This window comes from Pseudocolwellia sp. AS88 (genome assembly GCF_030551755.1).
GTDB lineage: Bacteria > Pseudomonadota > Gammaproteobacteria > Enterobacterales > Alteromonadaceae > Pseudocolwellia.
Genome location: NZ_JAUPEC010000027.1, coordinates 36,883 through 54,811 on the forward strand (window position 1 = coordinate 36,883; position 17,929 = coordinate 54,811).

General features: G+C 35.5%; 16 protein-coding genes. 7 read left to right on the forward strand and 9 right to left on the reverse strand.

Going from position 1 to position 17,929, the window contains the following annotated elements; translation table 11 throughout:
• Positions 1–47: 47 nt before the first annotated feature.
• Both Q5N69_RS15815 and Q5N69_RS15820 read right to left on the reverse strand, forming a co-directional pair.
• Positions 48–2,120: a M13 family metallopeptidase gene (locus Q5N69_RS15815; RefSeq protein ID WP_304370056.1), complete on the reverse strand. Its 2,073-nt coding sequence runs from the start codon at positions 2,118–2,120 to the stop codon at positions 48–50.
• A 202-nt stretch (positions 2,121–2,322) separates the two neighbouring features.
• Positions 2,323–3,549 carry a threonine/serine exporter ThrE family protein gene (locus Q5N69_RS15820; protein ID WP_304370057.1) on the reverse strand — a complete coding sequence of 409 codons (1,227 nt, stop codon included), beginning with the start codon at positions 3,547–3,549 and terminating at the stop codon, positions 2,323–2,325.
• A 311-nt stretch (positions 3,550–3,860) separates the two neighbouring features.
• Here Q5N69_RS15820 and Q5N69_RS15825 point away from each other — a divergent pair, with 311 nt between their 5' ends.
• Positions 3,861–4,034: a hypothetical protein gene (locus Q5N69_RS15825; protein ID WP_304370058.1), complete on the forward strand. Its 174-nt coding sequence runs from the start codon at positions 3,861–3,863 to the stop codon at positions 4,032–4,034.
• 321 nt (positions 4,035–4,355) lie between these two features.
• On the opposite strand, the gene Q5N69_RS15830 is transcribed toward Q5N69_RS15825, so the two are convergent.
• Positions 4,356–5,153, reverse strand: a complete 798-nt coding sequence (locus tag Q5N69_RS15830; protein WP_304370059.1) for an NRDE family protein — start codon at positions 5,151–5,153, stop codon at positions 4,356–4,358.
• A 202-nt stretch (positions 5,154–5,355) separates the two neighbouring features.
• On the opposite strand from Q5N69_RS15830, the gene Q5N69_RS15835 reads away from it, so the two are divergent.
• The 3 genes from Q5N69_RS15835 (at position 5,356) to Q5N69_RS15845 (ending at position 7,672) form a co-directional block, all read left to right on the forward strand.
• A complete protein-coding gene (locus tag Q5N69_RS15835) occupies positions 5,356–6,135 on the forward strand; it encodes a class II aldolase/adducin family protein (protein ID WP_304370060.1) in 780 nt (259 codons plus the stop codon).
• A 61-nt stretch (positions 6,136–6,196) separates the two neighbouring features.
• Complete coding sequence (locus Q5N69_RS15840) at positions 6,197–7,372, forward strand: mandelate racemase/muconate lactonizing enzyme family protein (protein ID WP_304370061.1); 1,176 nt, start codon at positions 6,197–6,199, stop codon at positions 7,370–7,372.
• 15 nt (positions 7,373–7,387) lie between these two features.
• The gene (locus tag Q5N69_RS15845; RefSeq protein ID WP_304370062.1) at positions 7,388–7,672 is read left to right on the forward strand and encodes a SelT/SelW/SelH family protein; all 285 of its coding nucleotides are present in this window, start codon (positions 7,388–7,390) and stop codon (positions 7,670–7,672) included.
• A 552-nt stretch (positions 7,673–8,224) separates the two neighbouring features.
• Here the strand turns inward: Q5N69_RS15845 and Q5N69_RS15850 are convergent.
• The 3 genes from Q5N69_RS15850 to Q5N69_RS15860 form a co-directional block, all read right to left on the reverse strand.
• Complete coding sequence (locus Q5N69_RS15850; protein ID WP_304370063.1) at positions 8,225–9,112, reverse strand: amidohydrolase; 888 nt, start codon at positions 9,110–9,112, stop codon at positions 8,225–8,227.
• Between the two features lie 46 nt (positions 9,113–9,158).
• A complete protein-coding gene (locus tag Q5N69_RS15855; protein ID WP_304370064.1) occupies positions 9,159–9,884 on the reverse strand; it encodes an SDR family NAD(P)-dependent oxidoreductase in 726 nt (241 codons plus the stop codon).
• A 165-nt stretch (positions 9,885–10,049) separates the two neighbouring features.
• Positions 10,050–11,555, reverse strand: coding sequence for a dipeptidase (locus tag Q5N69_RS15860; protein ID WP_304370065.1), 1,506 nt, complete (start codon positions 11,553–11,555; stop codon positions 10,050–10,052).
• Between the two features lie 220 nt (positions 11,556–11,775).
• Between Q5N69_RS15860 and Q5N69_RS15865 the strand changes: the two genes are divergently transcribed.
• Positions 11,776–12,120 (forward strand): HopJ type III effector protein, encoded by a 345-nt coding sequence (locus Q5N69_RS15865; protein WP_304370066.1) that lies wholly within the window; start codon positions 11,776–11,778, stop codon positions 12,118–12,120.
• 129 nt (positions 12,121–12,249) lie between these two features.
• Here Q5N69_RS15865 and Q5N69_RS15870 read toward each other — a convergent pair whose 3' ends face one another.
• The 3 genes from Q5N69_RS15870 to Q5N69_RS15880 all read right to left on the reverse strand — a co-directional run bounded on the left by Q5N69_RS15870 (position 12,250) and on the right by Q5N69_RS15880 (position 15,793).
• Positions 12,250–13,935 carry a DUF342 domain-containing protein gene (locus tag Q5N69_RS15870; RefSeq protein ID WP_304370067.1) on the reverse strand — a complete coding sequence of 562 codons (1,686 nt, stop codon included), beginning with the start codon at positions 13,933–13,935 and terminating at the stop codon, positions 12,250–12,252.
• Between the two features lie 37 nt (positions 13,936–13,972).
• A complete protein-coding gene (locus Q5N69_RS15875; protein ID WP_304370068.1) occupies positions 13,973–14,299 on the reverse strand; it encodes a hypothetical protein in 327 nt (108 codons plus the stop codon).
• Positions 14,300–14,515: 216 nt separating this feature from the next.
• Complete coding sequence (locus Q5N69_RS15880) at positions 14,516–15,793, reverse strand: CinA family nicotinamide mononucleotide deamidase-related protein (RefSeq protein ID WP_304370069.1); 1,278 nt, start codon at positions 15,791–15,793, stop codon at positions 14,516–14,518.
• A gap of 310 nt (positions 15,794–16,103) precedes the next feature.
• Between Q5N69_RS15880 and Q5N69_RS15885 the strand changes: the two genes are divergently transcribed.
• Both Q5N69_RS15885 and dapA read left to right on the forward strand, forming a co-directional pair.
• Positions 16,104–16,490: a hypothetical protein gene (locus tag Q5N69_RS15885; RefSeq protein ID WP_304370070.1), complete on the forward strand. Its 387-nt coding sequence runs from the start codon at positions 16,104–16,106 to the stop codon at positions 16,488–16,490.
• A 233-nt stretch (positions 16,491–16,723) separates the two neighbouring features.
• On the forward strand, positions 16,724–17,632 hold the full coding sequence (gene dapA / locus Q5N69_RS15890; protein ID WP_304370071.1) for a 4-hydroxy-tetrahydrodipicolinate synthase: 909 nt from the start codon (positions 16,724–16,726) through the stop codon (positions 17,630–17,632).
• Positions 17,633–17,929 lie beyond the last annotated feature (297 nt).

The following is a 17,929-nucleotide window of genomic DNA, read 5'->3' on the forward strand; positions in this document are numbered from 1 at the left end:
TTAACAGACCCTAGTTTGAGCTTATATAAAACGATAAGCTTACTTTACTACCAAATTTTTACTCTATTTTCAGGTGCGATATACATTTTATCGCCTTCTTTAACATTAAATGCATCATAAAATTCAGGCATGTTTGATAAAGAACCTAATGCTCTGAACTCTCCCGGTGAATGCGGGTCTGTTGCCACACGGTTTCTCATTGATTTCTCAACAATTTTTGAGCGCCAAATTTGAGCATACCCCATGAAGAAGCGTTGATCACCTGTTAAACCATCAATGACTGGAGCTTCTTTACCATTTAATGATGCCTTATAAGCTTTGTAAGCTATAGTTACACCCGATAAATCACCAATGTTCTCACCTAGTGTTAACTCACCATTTACGTTTAAATCGTCAAATACAGCGTAGTTACTGTATTGAGATACTAAGTTATCAGCTCGTTCTTTAAAGGCTTTTAAGTCTGCTTCAGTCCACCAGTTTCTTAAATTACCTTTGTCATCATACTTGCTACCTTGGTCGTCAAAACCATGACCCATTTCATGACCGATTACAGCGCCAATACCACCGTAGTTAACGGCATCGTCTGCAGCCATGTTGAAGAAAGGAGCTTGTAAAATCGCTGCAGGAAATACAATTTCATTTACTGTTGGATTGTAATAAGCATTAACTGTTTGAGGTGTCATACCCCATTCCCAAGTTCTGATTGGCCCACCAAGTTTTTCAACTTCTTTTGTATGGCTGATCTTACCTGAGCGAATAATATTACCAACAACATCATCAGCTTTAATCGTTAAGGCTGAATAATCTTCCCATTTGTCTGGGTAACCGATTTTAGGTGTAAAAGCGGCAAGTTTTACATGCGCTGATTTTTTAGTGTCGTCAGACATCCATTCAAGTTCATCAATGCTTTCACCGTAAGCGCCTCTTAGATTTTCTACCAGTTGACTCATTCTTGATTTAGCTTCAGGAGTAAAGTGCTTAGCAACATAAACTTTACCTATAACTTCACCTAGGTTTGAGTTAACAACAGATACACCTCTTTTCCATTGTGGACGTTGTTCTTCACGACCATTTAATTGCTTTGAAAAGAAGTTAAAGTCTTCATTATCTAAGTCAGCAGTTAAATAAGAAGCAAATCGACTTAATGTGTGGAATGTTAAATAAGTTTGCCAATCAGCTACTGACGTTTCAGTAAATATATCACCAAAAGCAGCTGCATAATCAGGTTGGTTTACAATCAGGTTTTTCTGCCCAGAAACGCCAAGTGCATCAAGGTAAGTTAACCAATCAAATTTATCTGTAACTGATTTTGGTAGATCTGATACTGCAAATTTATTGTAACGCTTTTCACTGTCTCTTGATTCAACACGAGTCCAATGATGCTCCGCTAACTTAGTTTCTAATGACATAATGCTTTGAGCGGCAGCCTTACCATTTGGAAGTCCTGCTAATTCAAACATTTTTTCAATGTGTGCTAGATAACCTTGGCGCAATTTTACAAAACGTTCTTCTTCGTTAAAGTAGTAATCTTGATCAGGTAAACCTAAGCCACTTTGCCAAACGTGTGTTGCATAGTTGCTAGAATCTTTAGCATCCACACTAATGTAAAATGAAAATGGCGTATTAATACCAACTGCTTGGTATTCACCAAAGAACTTAGCAAGATCTTTTTTACTTTTTAGTTTGTTTATATCATCCATTATTGGCAGAAGAGGAGTAATGCCAGCAGCATTTCTTTTTTCCATATCCATAAATGAATTAAATAAGTCTGCTACTTTTTGTTCATCGCTACCGGCTACAAGATTTTTTTGTTTAGCTAAATCTTCAATAATGGCTTTAACACTATTATCGGCATCATCACGTAGGTCATAAAAAGAACCTATGGCGGTTTTATCACCTGGAATTTCAGATCTCTTTATCCAGCCACCGTTAACGTATTGATAGAAGTTATCTTGTGGGCGAACTGTGTTATCGATATTGGCTTTTGTAATACCAGACACCAGTACAGATTTCTTAGGCGCTTGCACAGCAGCCGTTTCTGATAAAGCTTGAGGTGTTTGATTACAGGCAGATAGCAATAATACTGACGTGCACACTGCGCTCGTAATAAGTGTTTTCATGGAGTAAGTACTCTTTAATATTTTTATGATTATGGGATATAAAACGAATTATTTATATTCATTGGCTTACCTGTTTAGCGTTATTTGATTAACGCTAAACTCAGTGAGTAATGAATGTTACTCAATGATAATAAATGGGAAAGGTTATAATTTCCATAACATGACATATATACTTACATTTATCATGTTATGGATCAGTTAATTACAGAACTTTACGAGGTGGTAAAGTGACGTTCGAAAATAATAATCCAGCCACTAATGACATAAAAATCAAAAAGGTTTGCGAACCAAGATCACTGGCATTAATCATGTGTTGACCCGAAACCGCGCTATTCAAACCTATATAAACTTTACTTCCTGGTACCAGAACAACTAAGCCCAATAGTTTAACGATACTTGAAGGTAAGTTCATTATTTTAGAGAACATGTTGCTGTATAAACCTAATGCAAATGCACCCACGAAAGCGCTAAGTGGGCCACCTAAATATAAGGCACTCCAAATACTTGCGCCGTAAGCTACATATCCAGAAGCGATCCCCCATGGAGCATCTTTTATTCTTACTTTAAATTGCACCACTAAGCTGATAGATAAAACCGTAACGGCAAGCCATGCTGTCCAGTCAGGAATAAAAGTTGATGGTACTATATCGACTTCGCCCCAAAGTAAACGACCTATAGCTAACCCAAGGAAACCACCAAAATAGAGTTTAAATAACGACATTAAGGCATCCATTATTCGAGCGGTGCCTGAGATTAAATTTCTTGAAGCTAGTTCAGATAAGCCAAGGGTTAGGGCTAAACCAGGAATAAAGGAAATAATACTCGAGAGAATAACAACGGGAGTATTCAAGCTTGGATCAATTAAGGTGGCTGCAGAAGCCAGTACTGCGACTGTTAGAGCTGTTATTGGTTCTAACATCTCAGTAACACGTCGAGAATAACCACTCCAAAATACAAACAAATAAACAACAACGCCTAAAAGGGCTGACCAAAAAACATCATTCCAGCTGGTGTGCATTAACATCGCAAATGCACCACTCGAGCCTACAAAGGCAAGTAGCGTTAAAATTTGCCCGTAAGGATTAGGTTTGTTTTGTATTTCGTCTAAACGTTCAATGGCTTCTGAAAGGGTTCGTTGTCCAGAGCTTAATTCATCAACGAGTTCATCTGTTCTCGCTAAAGAACCTAGATCTAAATCACCAGGGTCTACACGAATAACATGCGCATATTCTTGTTCGTCATCTGTTTCAGATAATACGAAGGTGAGAGATGTTGGTGTAATTAAAAAACAAGAATCTAAATTTAATGAAAGCGATACATTATGCAGGTGAGCTTCAAGACGATAAGCCGGTGTCCCAAACTTATGCAGCGCTTTTCCTAACTTGATTATAAAGCGTCTTTTATCTTCGAAGTCTAAACCTTTTTCCATTAACGTATGTTCCCAATTATTTGATAGCTTATTTTAGTGGAATTGTGTGAAAATGTATTGAATTATTTATTAAAATTCACTTAAGTTAGTTGAACTTATATTGTTGAGTTTAGTTTTAAATTACTCAATCTGAACGAGCTCTGTTAAGTTAGATTTCTTGGTTATTTCTATCGTGTTACTATCTTGCTTATTTTTTACTTGTATTCATTTACGATTAAAGATTTGACTCGTTTAAGTTTCAAAAATAGCAGCGACAACAAGCTGGGAAGATAAATAAACCTTACATTTATAATTCGTACAAGGACATATTCATGGCACTACTTATTATTTTAGCTGTTATTTTTGCTGCCGTTGCTTTGATGGTGGTTTTAGGTGAACGTTTTGGTAAGCCTATGGAACAAGAACAACAAGCTAAACTATCTAAAATTGCAGGTATAGCTTGTTTTGTTTTAATTATTGCTGTGATTATTAAACAATTAGTTTAGCCACTAAATAAAAGGCTAATTAGGGTCTGTTGAACTTTCAGGGTTAAATTTTATTCAATTTATAACGAATTTAATCGCGATGTGAGCTTTGTCTAATCGTTATTCTCGGCTTTGTCTCCTGAGTCGCCCTACCTTCTGCATCCATGCAGTCGTATTAAAAAAGCGAACAGCAATGAGTAAATTCGTTTTAAATGAACCCAAAGGGCAGCATGTGTTTGAAATTTATACCACGTTATCGTCTGTTCGAGTAGCCAGCTACACGTCACATACTCTGCCTTGTCTAAATACCAAACACCTTGCTGTAAAAATAATCTCGAAAGATCAACAGACCCTAGTAAATACTTCATCTAGTGACATATTTTTATTGCTAACTGCTTCTCCTGATGGAGCATAAGTTCGTTCAGTAATCTCAACCACATTATTTATATCTTTTGTGATAATAATGGTTGAACGTGTGCCGTAATCAGGTGAAGTGATAAATATAGAACTGAGTAGGGCTTCGCGTTCAAGAGGTAAGCCTGTTCTGGGTAACGTTTCTGTGGAGGCTTTAGTTGTGTCATTCATTAAGGCTAACAGTAGCTCTACATCAAGTTCATTTTCATGCTTTTTATCCGTTACTAAATCTTTTAGTTTTTGTTGACCTCGTTTCATTTTAGGCCAGCTATCCGATATAGCACCATTGCAAATACTAAAAACACCGTCTTCCATTAGATGTTCTTCTTTATTAACACTATCAAAGCCGTAGAGTTTGTCTAAACTGCCGTAGATTAAATTAAAACCATTATAGTTTTGACTATTCTCAGTGAGGTGGTTTCTGATTTCTTGATGGTTGCCTGCAATGTTTTCTGGAGACAAAGCTTTAAGTACTAGATCACCACGCGATGTTTTGGTGTTATCAATTAAATCCGGTTGTCTAAAATTGGTTAATGCTGAAAAATGTTCTGATTGAGTTAAACCAAGCCAAGTTCCGCCTGCTTGTAAATCTTTACCCGCTAATATTTCGCTCTCAGACCAACGATGAAGGTTTTGGGTAGGTCTTTGGTGGAACTCGTCTCTGTTTGCACAAATAATAACTGGAAACTTTGGGTGTTGTTTTAAGGCGATAAATAGAATGCACATAGTTAATTTAAGACTTCGTTTAAGCTGGAAAATATATGAATAAGAACTAACTTTCGATTATATTCTTTCACTTCATTTGATAAAGGATGATTAATCAAGTCATCATCTTAGAAAATAGAGAAAGTGTTAGATATGTTTAAAAGCAATGCTCTATGCTTTAAACTTGATAATATTAAAGTGAGCCTGATGAAACAAGGTGTTTATGTTCGAATTACCTAATATAAGTAATATAAATTTAAAAGATAAAGTCTCTGAAAGTGAGTGGAATACGCGAGTCGATTTAGCCGCTTGTTATCGCTTAGTGGCTTTACATGGTTGGGATGACTTAATTTACACTCATATTTCAGCACGTATTCCTGATACTAATTATTATCTGATTAATGCATTTGGACTAACGTTTAAAGAAGTTACTGCATCAAATCTCGTTAAAATTGATATTGATGGCAATATTATTGATGCAGAATGTCCTTTTGAGATAAACCCTGCAGGTTTTACTATTCATAGTGCAATACATGCAGCACGACATGATGCTATGTGTGTTTTACATCTTCACACTAATGCAACTATAGCGGTTGCGAGTGTAGAAGAAGGGCTTCTGCCTTTAAGCCAATATGCGATGTTTGCACTTGCCTCGCTAAGCTATCACGATTATGAAGGCTTAGCGGTTAATCCTGCAGAGAAAGTCAAATTACAAAACAACTTAGCTGATACCAATTTTATGCTGCTAAGAAATCATGGTGCGTTAACTGTGGGTAAAACCATAGGTGATGCATTTATGCATATGTACGATTTAGCACGTGCATGCGAAATTCAAGTGCAAATAATGTCGACGGGTATGAAACCTAATATTGTTGATCAAAGCATTATTGATGGCATTAAAGCACAAGCAAATATAGTACATACTGGATTAACAGGTGGTCAAAAAGCTTGGCCTGCCATGTTAAGACGTGTGTATAACGAAGATCCAAGTTTTGCTCAATAGTATTTTGAGACCACAAACTCATTTACTTATTTTTTAAACAGCTTTTTATATAGAGAACTCCATGAAAGTAACTCACGTTGAAATTTTTGATATTCATTGTCCAGAACGTCCACCTTGGAATCCCGTTTTTATCCGCATACATACTGATGAAGGTATTACAGGTGTAGGTGAAGCTGGTTTAGCCTATGATTGGGGACACAGTGCAGCTGCAGCTATGATCAAAGAAATAGTGGAAGCTGTGTTAATTGGTTATGACCCTTTTCAAACTGAAAAGCTTTGGTCACGTATGTTACGTGAAAGTTTTTGGGGCTTAGGCGGAGGACCTGTACTTTATTCTGCCATGAGTGCGATTGATACAGCGCTTTGGGACATAAAAGGTAAAGCTTTAGGTGTTCCTGTTTATCAATTGTTAGGGGGTAAAGTAAATGATGAATTACGTACTTATGCTAGCCAATTACAATTTGATTGGGATACTGAAATTACCAAGTTAACTCAGCCTGAACAATACGCTGAAGCAGCATTAAAAGCAGTTGCAGAAGGTTATGATGCGGTTAAAGTTGATCCTATTGTTTATGATGCAAATGGTGAATCATCATTTGATCGCACTAAGTTATTTACTCAACCGCAAATGCGTTTATTTGGTAATCGTTTAAGAGCTATTCGTGCTGCTGTTGGACCTGATGTTGACATCATTTTTGAATCTCATTCATTAATGGGCGCCGCTTCAGCTATTCAAATGGGCGAAGTTATCGAAGAAGTAGGCTGTATGATGTACGAAGAGCCTGTAAATTACTTAAATTCTGCGGTACATAAAAAAGTTGCTGAAAATGTGAAAGTGCCAATTGCTGGTGGCGAACGGTTGTACCATCGCTGGGATGTACGTCCGTATTTTGAAGATCAAAGTATTGATGTTTTACAGCCAGATGTTGGTTTATGTGGTGGTTTTACTGAAGCTAAAAAAGTGTGTGATTATGCTGATGTTTATGACATTCGTATTCAAGCACATGTTTGTGGTGGTCCTGTAGCAACAGCGGCATCTTTACATTTAGAAACAGCGATACCTAACTTTTTAATTCATGAGCATCATACTTATGCAACTAAAGCATGGAATCGTGAATTATGTATTCAAGATCCTCAACCTAAAAATGGTATATTCAAAGTGTCTGAAACACCGGGTATAGGCATTGAATTGAACGACGACGTTGTAAAACGTTCTCCGCATGTGATTGTTAAGTAACCTAGAGTTATTGATATGAATAAAGTTGATATTAAGTTTTGTTCTAAATGTAAATGGTTAGCGCGCTCAGCTTGGATGGCGCAAGAGTTATTAACTACTTTTGAGAGCGAAATCGATGAGCTATCTTTGTTACCTGGTACTGGAGGTATATTTGAAATTTATGCTAATGGTACGCTTATTTGGTCGCGCAAAGATATGGGGCGATTTCCTGAGATTACCGAGTTAAAAACTTTAGTAAGAGATACCATAGCGCCAGATAAAGATTTAGGCTGTATTGATCGGAAAAAGAATAACAGTTAGTTTAAGCGAGGGATAACCCATTATCTCTCATTCATACTTGTTAGTTTTTGATAATTACAAAATCTGATATCTCAATAAGTTAATGTTAGAAGAAGTTAATATCACAAGAAGTTAAGTGTGCTTAGTCGATAAGCTCTTAACTTCTTTTTCTTCTATATTGAGATTTTATCGCTAGTTATACCAAGCGGATTCATTTATTGCACACTTAGCGAGAATTAAAAGGCTTAGAGGCACAGGTTCATAGTTCCAGACTGAACCTAAGCACCTACATTCATGTAGGCGAGGCATTGATTGAAGATAATGATTATTCTCGGTAACTGCTCCTGCGTTACCCTAATGTCCTACATCCATGTAGGAACCTTGTCAAAATCAATAACGCGGCATATAAGCTTTTAAATTCTCGCCCTTGGGGAGCTCATTAGCAAACTGATAACATCACAAAATTGAAGAAATATAGAATAACTATGTTTAATCAATTTTGCTTGTTCTAAGCTTGCTAATGTAGCTCTAAGTTGCTCAATAAATTAATCCGTTTGGTATTATTCTAATGCTCTAAAACTTATACCAGTGCTTTGAGTTTTCTAAGCAAAGTTGTGCCAGTTGTTTTTGATTATAAAACGTTAGACTTGAATGAAATTGCCAAACCTCTTGATAACTTTTACTGAATAAACACAGTGGAAAGTTGCTTCCTAGCATGACTCTATTAATACCAAAAGCTCGAACACAATGAGCAATAATATTATCGCACCAAAGAGAATTATATTCTCTGTTTTGCATTTCCCAACCAGAACATTTTATTGCGCAATGTTCAAATTGACTAAGTGTTTTTAAGCTCTTTAGCCAATGATTAAAGTTACTGTTTTGCTCAGGAATATTATGTTTCATGAAGTAGGGCGGTGAGCCAGCATGATTAATAATAATGGTCAGTTCAGGTAGTTGCTGAAGTATGTCGGTTAACGCCTTTATGCCTTTTAGATCGGATAAAGGCATTTGTAAGTCAAAACTTAATTGCTTGTTTGCTAAGATTTTTAAATTAGCTAAGGTGTTTTTATGGCTTAGTATGTCGAATGCTAAATCATCTAAAATATGTCGACAGCCGACAACACTTTTAAAGCTAAGTAGTTTACCTATTTGCTTTATAAAAACATCCGCTGGCGTAGTTAAATCAATACAAGCCACAGAGCGGAAGTTATTTTTACAGTTCGATTCTAACCATTGAATCTCTCGCCAAGGAAATTCATTATCAAAGCCCGCTTCAATATGCACAAAGCCCGAAAGTTCAAGATCTTGCGTTTGAGTGAATAAATTAATATCTGCTTCAGAAAAGTTATTATTGATAACTTTTTTATCTGACCAAAAAGGAGGGTTTTCAGGCTTTAGCCATTGATATTCGCCAAGTGATAAATCAAATAAATGAATATGTGGATCAATAATTTTCATGCTAAAACCTTGCCTTACGTATTGTTGCTGTTACTTGTTAGGAGATTTATTGTGCGGTATATCCGCCATCAATCACTTGTAAGCTACCTGTGATGAACTTTGATTTTTCAGACGCTAAAAATAGCACAAGTTCTGCAACTTCTTCCGGTTGTCCTAATCTGCCTAATGGTTGTAAATCAGATTCTTCTTGATGGATTTGAGCTTTATCGGCCCCTGAGCGTTCACAATATTTATCTATAGCTTGATGATAAAGAGGTGTTTCAATGGTCCCAGGACAAACAGCATTTGAGCGTATATTGTAACTTGCGTAATCGAGCGCTGTTGTTTTTGCGATTGAGGCTAATGCTGCTTTACTCATGTTATAGGCAAATGAGTTGTGCTTTGCTATCAATGCTTGGTCTGACGCCATTATAATAATTGAACCAGCGTTGTTTGCCTTCATTGAAGGTAGTACCGCTTTTACTGCGGCATAAGCACCTTTAACATTAATATTAAAGACACGATCAAATTCAGCTTCTGAGGTGTTTTCAATAGTACCTGAAAAATGAATACCTGCATTCGACACCAGTACGTCTATTGTATGTTGAGCACTTATTTCATTAATAATTTGACCTACGGCATCAACATTTGTGATGTCACATGCTTTAAATATTCCATTGTCTGATGGCGTAATATCTAAGTTAAATACTTGGTAATTATTTGCTAAAAATAATTGAACAATACTCAAACCGATACCTGAACTACCGCCAGTAACTATGCATGTTTTTTTCATGGAAATGTCTTTTAAGGAAATAAAAATATTAGGTTTATAATAACGTTATCAGTAATGAACTGCTATTAAGAGTATTAAAAAAGCCAACAATTTGTATAAACTGTTGGCTTTGATGTTTTTTTCCTAAAACTCAGGCGTTAATAAAGCCTGTTTATTTAGAGACAACTATTTAGCTAACTCGATAAACGCTGCAGTGTACATTTTTAAATTTAATGTGAATTGTTTTACTGTAATGAATTCATTTTCCGTATGACCTGTATATTCGGTATTTGGCATTGAAGGTCCAAAACTTACGGCTCTAGGGAACATTCTTGAGTTTGTGCCGCCACCAATTGAAATAGGTTTAGCATCTTTAATCCCTGTATAGTGCGAGAAGATAGATAATAAGGTGTCAACTTGAGGTGCATCATCTTGTACCCAAGGTTCTTTAACAACAGTATTTAAATCAGTGATAGTGAATTGGTTGGTACTTGACCAGTCGTATACTGTTTTGATTACTTGTGCTTTCAGAGTTGTTGTATCTTTTCCTCTAGGACGTCGAATATTAATATTAAGCTGCGTGCCGTTATCAAGTTGCTTTAATACTGTTGGAGATAAGGTTAGAGGTCCCATAAAGTCGTCTTTAAACGCTAATTCACCAAATTTATCTGCGTATAAACCTGTTCCAATATTATCATTAATAAAGTTTACTAGTGCGCCACTTGTATTCGCTGGCCAGCGTTTGAATGAGATTAAATCTGCAAGATAGGTAATAGCATTTACACCGTCTTCAGGTTTTGAAGAATGAGCTGATTTACCTAAGGCTTTAATTGTTAAAACTTGATCAGTTAAATCAAAGTCGAAACCTATGTTTTTGTAAAATTTTGCTTTATTGATAACTTGTTGAAGTAATTCAACGCTCGCATTTTTAATGATGGCTGTAGCATCTTCAGGTATTTGGCTACCAAAAAAACCACCGGTAAATGATTCTAAATAAGCCTGTTGAGTGCTTACTGCTTTGTTAGGAAAAGTTAAACTAATGGTCCCATACCCTTTTTCTGCTGTTACAACGGGGTATTCTGCATCAATAGTTATATTCATTTGAGGTAGGTCGTGAGTTTTTATGTATTCTTCTAACGGTGCCCAATCTGACTCTTCAGCCATGTATATGTATAACTCTAATCTTTTGTTTAGCTTTATACTTTTATCTTTAATTGCTTTCATAGCGTATAAAGCTGTAGAGATAGGGCCTTTGTCATCTTCTGTTCCACGACCAATTATTGTGCCGGGTTTTGATGTTAAATCTAATGTGTATGGCGATTGTTTCCATTTAGTTTTATTAGCCGGCTGAACATCACCGTGCGTAACAATACCAACACGATCTGTTGAATCACCTAAGCCAATGATCACGACAAAACCATCATCTTTAAAATCAAGACCAAGTTCGGCAGCTTGTTTCTTTAATTCTTGTTTAAAAGCTATGTGAACAGGGTTTTCTGGAGAAGGAATACCTTCAACGGCAACAGTATTATGCTTAACGAGTTGCGCCAAGCTATTTATCATGTCTTCTTTGTAAGTTTCTACAGCGTAAGTTGCTGTTTCATCAGCTAATGAGCTTACTTTCATTGCACTTACTGATGTTGAGAAAAAAAATGGTACTAGTAGTGTTAATAAACTAAGTTTCTTAATCACAAGTTATCCTTAAAAGTAATTTTATATTGATGACATTATCGTATGATTCAAAGTTATTATAGCGAATAAATACATAAGCTCACTGCACAGATATGTTTTAATTAACCTATACAGCTCTTTATGTTCAGAAATATTAAAAAAGTGATGAAAACGTCCCTGTTTAGTGTGGTTTTAAGGTAAAATATGGGACTGTTTATTCAATTTATTATCTAGGTAGGTTATGACGTTAACACAACTTTTAGAAGTAATATCACAACAACCACAAAACGTTTCTTTTGATGATGTGATCAGTACTATTAATGAAAATTACCAATACACACCAACAACTTTTAGTAATGGTGAAGTGGTTAATGAGTCAGGAACTAATGAAGGCTCATGCAAAATTTTTGCTTTTGCTCAATTAAACGATCTTTCAGTAGAGCAAACGCTAGCATGTTTTGGTAAGTATTATCGTGAAGATGTTTTAGAAAACCCTGAAGGCAACGACCATGGTAATATTCGCAATTTTATGATTTCTGGCTGGGAAGGTGTTAAGTTTTCTGGTGAGGCTTTAGTTAAGGTTTAGTTAAGGCGCAAGCTAAGGGCTTAAGTTAAGAATAAAACTAAGTTGTAAAAACTGATATTTATAACAAGCTACACATGGTTTGCAATCTAAGTGATGCTGAATCAAAAAAAAGCATCACTGAATATATTGTTAAGTATGAATGATTGGATCGATATGAACCTTTCTTTCTAGATAAAACATTTTACTTGGGCCATGTTCTCGTTTTGTTCTTTCATTGAAGTCACCAATATTAAGTTTTACACCATGATATATACGTTCTGTGGCTTCAATATATACTTCAGTCATATAAGTTTGAATTTGTGCTTCAATAATCTCTTTTTCAACAAGAATTTCACCCATTTTACGGGCATGGTATTGATAGGTTGAAACCACTTTTTTTATCATTTCTGCAGGCGCTTTGCCCTTAGGAAGTGCCTTGATTTTATTGGTTGCTACCTTTAGTTCTTGAGTTTTATTGGTTTCAATTTTTAGCTGTTCTTCAACTTCTATAATTTGCTGTCTGTATTCTTGGATTTTTTTATTAAAGGTAATTGTTGTTGCGCTTCCTGCTGTTGCGCCTACTGTTCCTGCGTGTACTGAATTCACAGCATTGATATAACCAGCAATTAGCTTTCCATCGGCTTTCTCTTCTGAACCTACCCAAACTTTATCGTTAACATCAATTATACTATGCATTAATTGGTTGTTTATTCTCAAGGTATTGCAGGTAATGTCTGCATATTGACAATATTTGGCGAAAATATTACCTACAGCATTAATCGTTGCGCTCATTGTAATATCTGATTTAGAGAGGTCTTCCACTTCTTGCTTTTTACCAAGAATACCGCCAATGATAGTGATATCACCACCAGCCTCTAAATAAGCTGATTCAACAAAACCACCAACAGTTATATCGCCTTTAGCAACAACTTTCATACCTTCACAAACATCGCCATCTATAATAACGCTGCCTTCAAATTTAATATGACCCGTTGTGACATCAACATTTTTCAATTTATACACTTCATCTATCGCTATTCCATTGTTTATCGACCGCGGTAATCCGACTAATGTAGAAATAAGGATGTTTTTATTTTTAGGGCTGATGATAGTGCCTTCCCCCGCAGTCATTTCGATATCGTCACCTGGATTCGGTTCAAGAGGAGCACCTTTGACGGTATAACCTTTAACACCTTCGGTACAAGGTATTATTTGGGCAAGAGGTTCACCAACACGTACACAAATAATGTCACCTAAATCTCTCATATCAACAGTGCCGTCATCACGCTCTCTGGGGCGTAATATTCGGTCTTGAGCACATTGTACTAGGAGTTTTATACGGGCATTGGAACCATTGATGGGGGTTTTACCTTTAGCAATAACTTCTTTGAGTAATATGCCTTCAGGTTCTGTAATTGATTTTTGAGCTAGGCGTATGAGCCCCTCTTTTACGAAACCTTTTTTGACACCTGCAGCCTGTGCTGAATTTAATATATCTTTAGCTGTAAGGTTTTTACCACCTAATGCTGTTGTGATTTCGGCGGAGGCAGACATCTCATCATCATCAATTTTTATTTCAATGGTGGCATCTTTGCGCTCTAGAACTTGATAACGGATTTCTCGACCCGTTTTATCTTTTTGTAATGGTTTTAAAACGCTATTCAGTTCTGCTATAGCATTTCTAATATTACTAATATTTAACTCTAAATGACTGTATTCAGATTTCTCAATTAGGCTCTGTATAACTGATTCATTAATGACGCTGTCATTTTTGATTGGTTGTAAAACCAAGTCGATATTGTTTTTTTTATTTTCAACCAAGTTTGCTTGAGTCACGAACTACATCCTTTATGTTCAACCGTTGCTTAATTTTTTAAATATAATTTTCTTGATGTATCTTTATAAATGCAGGTGTTTTTATTTTAGAGTAATCAATTTTGTACTCTTTATTATCTAAAGCTTGTATAAATAATAAGGTTTTTTCTTCGCCAAAACATTCCGAGGAGCTTATATCAATAACTTCCTGATAGACTTTTTTAGCTTCAGACCTTTTTCTTGGGATTTCACCTTTATATTCGCCTATACCCCTATTACTTATTATAACGACAGGGTTTTCGCCATTAATTATAAGTAAATCAAATTTTCTATTTTTGTGGATAATGGTATTTCGTCCACTAGTGATAAAATTCTTTTCTATCAAAATACGCTCCTAATCTCGGCAACTGGTTTCAGTTTGATTTTAAAATGTGTAACTTACAGTATTTAAAATATAATAAATTGCTGTATTAACAATAAATTAACAGTGAGGGGAAGTAATAATTTAAATGCTTTAGCAGTCAATATATAAAGTTTTAAATTACTAAGCAATAAATAACCCGTATATCATTACAAATACGCATGTATTAAGCGTTTTATATTAATTTACATACCAAGGTTGGTGAGAACTGTTTATTAAAAAACGTCTCACTAAATCTAAACATCTTGCCGCAACCGTGCGCTGGAAGTTATTTCTTTCACCTTTAACAATAAAATGTTGGCTATGCATATTGTTAGAATTCCCCCATGCTATCCAAACTGTACCCGTTGGTTTTTCAAGTGTTCCGCCTGTAGGGCCTGCTATACCAGAAACAGCAACTGCTATATCTGCATGACTTTTGGCTAATGCACCTTGTGCCATAGCTAAAACGGTATCTTTACTTACCGCACCAAAGGTATTTAACGTTGTTTGTGGTACACCTAGCATTTCTGTTTTCATTTCGTTGGAGTATGTAACAAAACCTGCTTCAAATACTTGTGATGAACCTGAAAGTTCAGTTATTTGACTAGCAATTAACCCGCCAGTACATGATTCAGCTGTGGTGATGGTTAGTTTGTTTTTTAGTAATAATTGATAAACATATGAAGGAAGAGATACGTTATCGCCTTCTATTTCACCTAAAATGTGATCATTTAATAGATTATGAAATTTTGGCAACCATTGTTTTTTTGTTTCATAAGCCGCTTTTGTATAACTTGTTAATTTCAATTCTAAAGTAGGGGAGTTTGCTCTATAGCCAATTTCAATTTCGTTAGGTAGGTCAGGGAAACTCTCATTAATTAACATCTGAAGCTTCGATTCTCCAATACCGAAAGTTTGAAATCGAGTGGTATGAGCTAATTCTTGTTCAGGCAGCTGGCTTTTTAATAAAGGGATAATCTCTTCATTTAGCATTATCTTCAATTCGCTCGGGACCCCTGGTGTACAATATATGTCACAGTCGTTAATGTTTAAATGAATACCAACAGCACTGCCAGTTCGGTTATGAATGATTTTACTTTTTTTTGGTAATATGGCTTGTTTTAAATTAGCTTGATCAAGCACTAACTCGCGTTTTTTCGCCCATAAAGTTAAATGTTTTATTGCCTCAGGGTTCTCTTCTAGCGTTGATTCTGCAGCTATAGCTAATGCTTCAGAGGTTAGATCATCCGTTGTTGGTCCTAAACCGCCATTAATAATAAGTATGTCTGCAAGTTTAGACATATGTTGTATTTCGCTCGCCAGCGTATTTAGGTTATCTGAAATAGTTACACGTCTAGAAACATCAATACCCAAGCCTTTGATCTGTTTTGCAATATAGGCTGAGTTTGTATCAATAACATCGCCGCTGACGAGTTCATTGCCAGTGAGGAGTAATTGCAAATTGATAGACGACATAAGTTTACCTTTCTTTTATTCAATTAATTATAGCTATGAGACATCATAAATATTATCTAAGTATATTCATACATTTATCATTGAATTTAATACTGTTTTTATTTTAAATGTGTTTTTTTGTTTAAGTGAATAAAGCAATTAATAAATAATTCAGAAATATTTATTGGTTAATGTTTGTATAGATTTTAATAAACATAAAAGTAGAATGTTTTTAAAGTCTTAATTACATTATTGTTTGCTCAACCGTATCAAATAACTAAGTTTAACGTTAGAATAAAGTCGATTATTGTAGCTAAGGAAGCTTAATATTTTGGCTAAAACATTTAACCGTAATTTGTTATTAGGGTATTGGTACAGAGGCGATTCAGATGCTGAAGGAAATCAAATAACCGAGTTCGCACGGATAGAACCAGACGGTAGTTTTGAGTTTTTATTTGTGCAATATAATAACGAAGGCGAGGTTGTTGAAGAAATAACTGAGCTAGGTGACTGGGGCTTAGTTGGCGATATTCACTTTACCATCACTAAAGGTGAATTAATTGACGAAGAACATTATGCTGCTGATATGACTGATGATGAAAATTATCAAGCCTATAAAGTACTGGCCTTAGACAGTAATATTGTTAAGTATCAACATATAATTACAGAAGAAGTATTTATCCTAAGACGTGTTGTTGATAAAATAGCTCATTGCTAATCATAGTTTGAGCAAATATATTACACAACTTTACATATTATTATTTTATTTATGTGTAAGCTTCCCATTCTGAGTGTGTTGAGCTTTCTAGATTAATGAAATGTTTTTCCGTGTTACGTTTGTATATGTAAATAACGATAGAGTACAAACGCTAGTTATTTGAGAAAACAAACTAATTATACTAATTACCAAGTGTTTAATATTTACCGCACTTTTAAAATTTTGAGATAAAAATGAAAAGACTTAAAGACGCAAGTTTAATAACAGCAATAAAAACCCCTTATGATGCACATGGTGAAATAGACCTAGCAACATATGATTTACTTGTGGCAAAGCAACTTGAAGCTGGAGTTGACGGTATTATTGTTGGTGGAACAACAGGAGAAGGGCATCTTTTAAGCTGGGAAGAGCATTTAATGCTTATTGCTCATACCGTAAACCGTTATGGCGATAAATTAATTGTTGTTGGCAATACTGGTAGCAATAATACGCGCGAAGCGATTAAAGCCACTAAACATGGTTTTGCAATGGGAATGCATGCAGCATTACAAATTAACCCATATTACGGTCGCACTTCAGATAAAGGTGTTGTAGAACATTTTAAAGCGGTATTAGATATTGGCCCTGCATTTATTTATAACGTGCCGGGTAGAACAGGGCAAGACGTAACGCCTGAAATGATAGCGCCATTATCAACACACAAAAACTTTATTGGTGTTAAAGAATGTTCTGGCAATGAGCGTATAGCTCAGTATGAAAAGAATGGTATTGCATGTTGGTCTGGCAATGACGATGAAAGTTTTGCTGGCAGACATGAATTTGGTTCACATGGCGTTATTTCTGTAGCTTCAAATATTATTCCGCAAGTTATGCGTAAATTAATGGATGAACCAGATCACGAGTTAAATAAGAGTGTTACAAACTTTATGTCGTGGTTGTTTTGCGAGCCTAACCCTATCGCATTAAATACAGCCTTGATGATGACTAAAGCTGTTAACCCTGTATTTAGATTACCGTATTACGCTTTAAACCAACAACAGCGTGAAGAAGGTTTTGCTTTATTACAAGAAATTAATTCAGATGAACTTGTGGGCGATAGCTTATCTGTTATGTCTGACGATGATTTTTCTTACATAGCATAAGTCACTAAATTCAGCTAAGTACTAAAAAATAAATTTAGATTACACTAATGTCTTATCATAGATAAGTCATGATGTTGCTCTAGAGAATAAGGCGTCGCTTTTATACATAAGTAACCTCAACTCGGGATAAGCAAAGTTACTCAATAAGCTATTTTTAAGCCTAACATCGTTGCCTACATGGATGTAGGTACTTAGTTTTTATCGGGAATAAAAAAACTGTGTATTCGTTACCAATAGCCAGCTATTGGGTACACAAATCCGCCTTGCTAGGCATAAAACTATCAATATTGAGTCATC

Bases quoted from the DNA above. Each gene is read 5' to 3' on its own strand.
- Q5N69_RS15815 (WP_304370056.1), bottom strand. From the start codon at position 2,120: ATGAAAACACTTATTACGAGCGCAGTGTGCACGTCAGTATTATTGCTA.
- Q5N69_RS15820 (WP_304370057.1), bottom strand. From the start codon at position 3,549: ATGGAAAAAGGTTTAGACTTCGAAGATAAAAGACGCTTTATAATCAAG.
- Q5N69_RS15825 (WP_304370058.1), top strand. From the start codon at position 3,861: ATGGCACTACTTATTATTTTAGCTGTTATTTTTGCTGCCGTTGCTTTG.
- Q5N69_RS15830 (WP_304370059.1), bottom strand. From the start codon at position 5,153: ATGTGCATTCTATTTATCGCCTTAAAACAACACCCAAAGTTTCCAGTT.
- Q5N69_RS15835 (WP_304370060.1), top strand. From the start codon at position 5,356: ATGTTCGAATTACCTAATATAAGTAATATAAATTTAAAAGATAAAGTC.
- Q5N69_RS15840 (WP_304370061.1), top strand. From the start codon at position 6,197: ATGAAAGTAACTCACGTTGAAATTTTTGATATTCATTGTCCAGAACGT.
- Q5N69_RS15845 (WP_304370062.1), top strand. From the start codon at position 7,388: ATGAATAAAGTTGATATTAAGTTTTGTTCTAAATGTAAATGGTTAGCG.
- Q5N69_RS15850 (WP_304370063.1), bottom strand. From the start codon at position 9,112: ATGAAAATTATTGATCCACATATTCATTTATTTGATTTATCACTTGGC.
- Q5N69_RS15855 (WP_304370064.1), bottom strand. From the start codon at position 9,884: ATGAAAAAAACATGCATAGTTACTGGCGGTAGTTCAGGTATCGGTTTG.
- Q5N69_RS15865 (WP_304370066.1), top strand. From the start codon at position 11,776: ATGACGTTAACACAACTTTTAGAAGTAATATCACAACAACCACAAAAC.
- Q5N69_RS15880 (WP_304370069.1), bottom strand. From the start codon at position 15,793: ATGTCGTCTATCAATTTGCAATTACTCCTCACTGGCAATGAACTCGTC.
- dapA (WP_304370071.1), top strand. From the start codon at position 16,724: ATGAAAAGACTTAAAGACGCAAGTTTAATAACAGCAATAAAAACCCCT.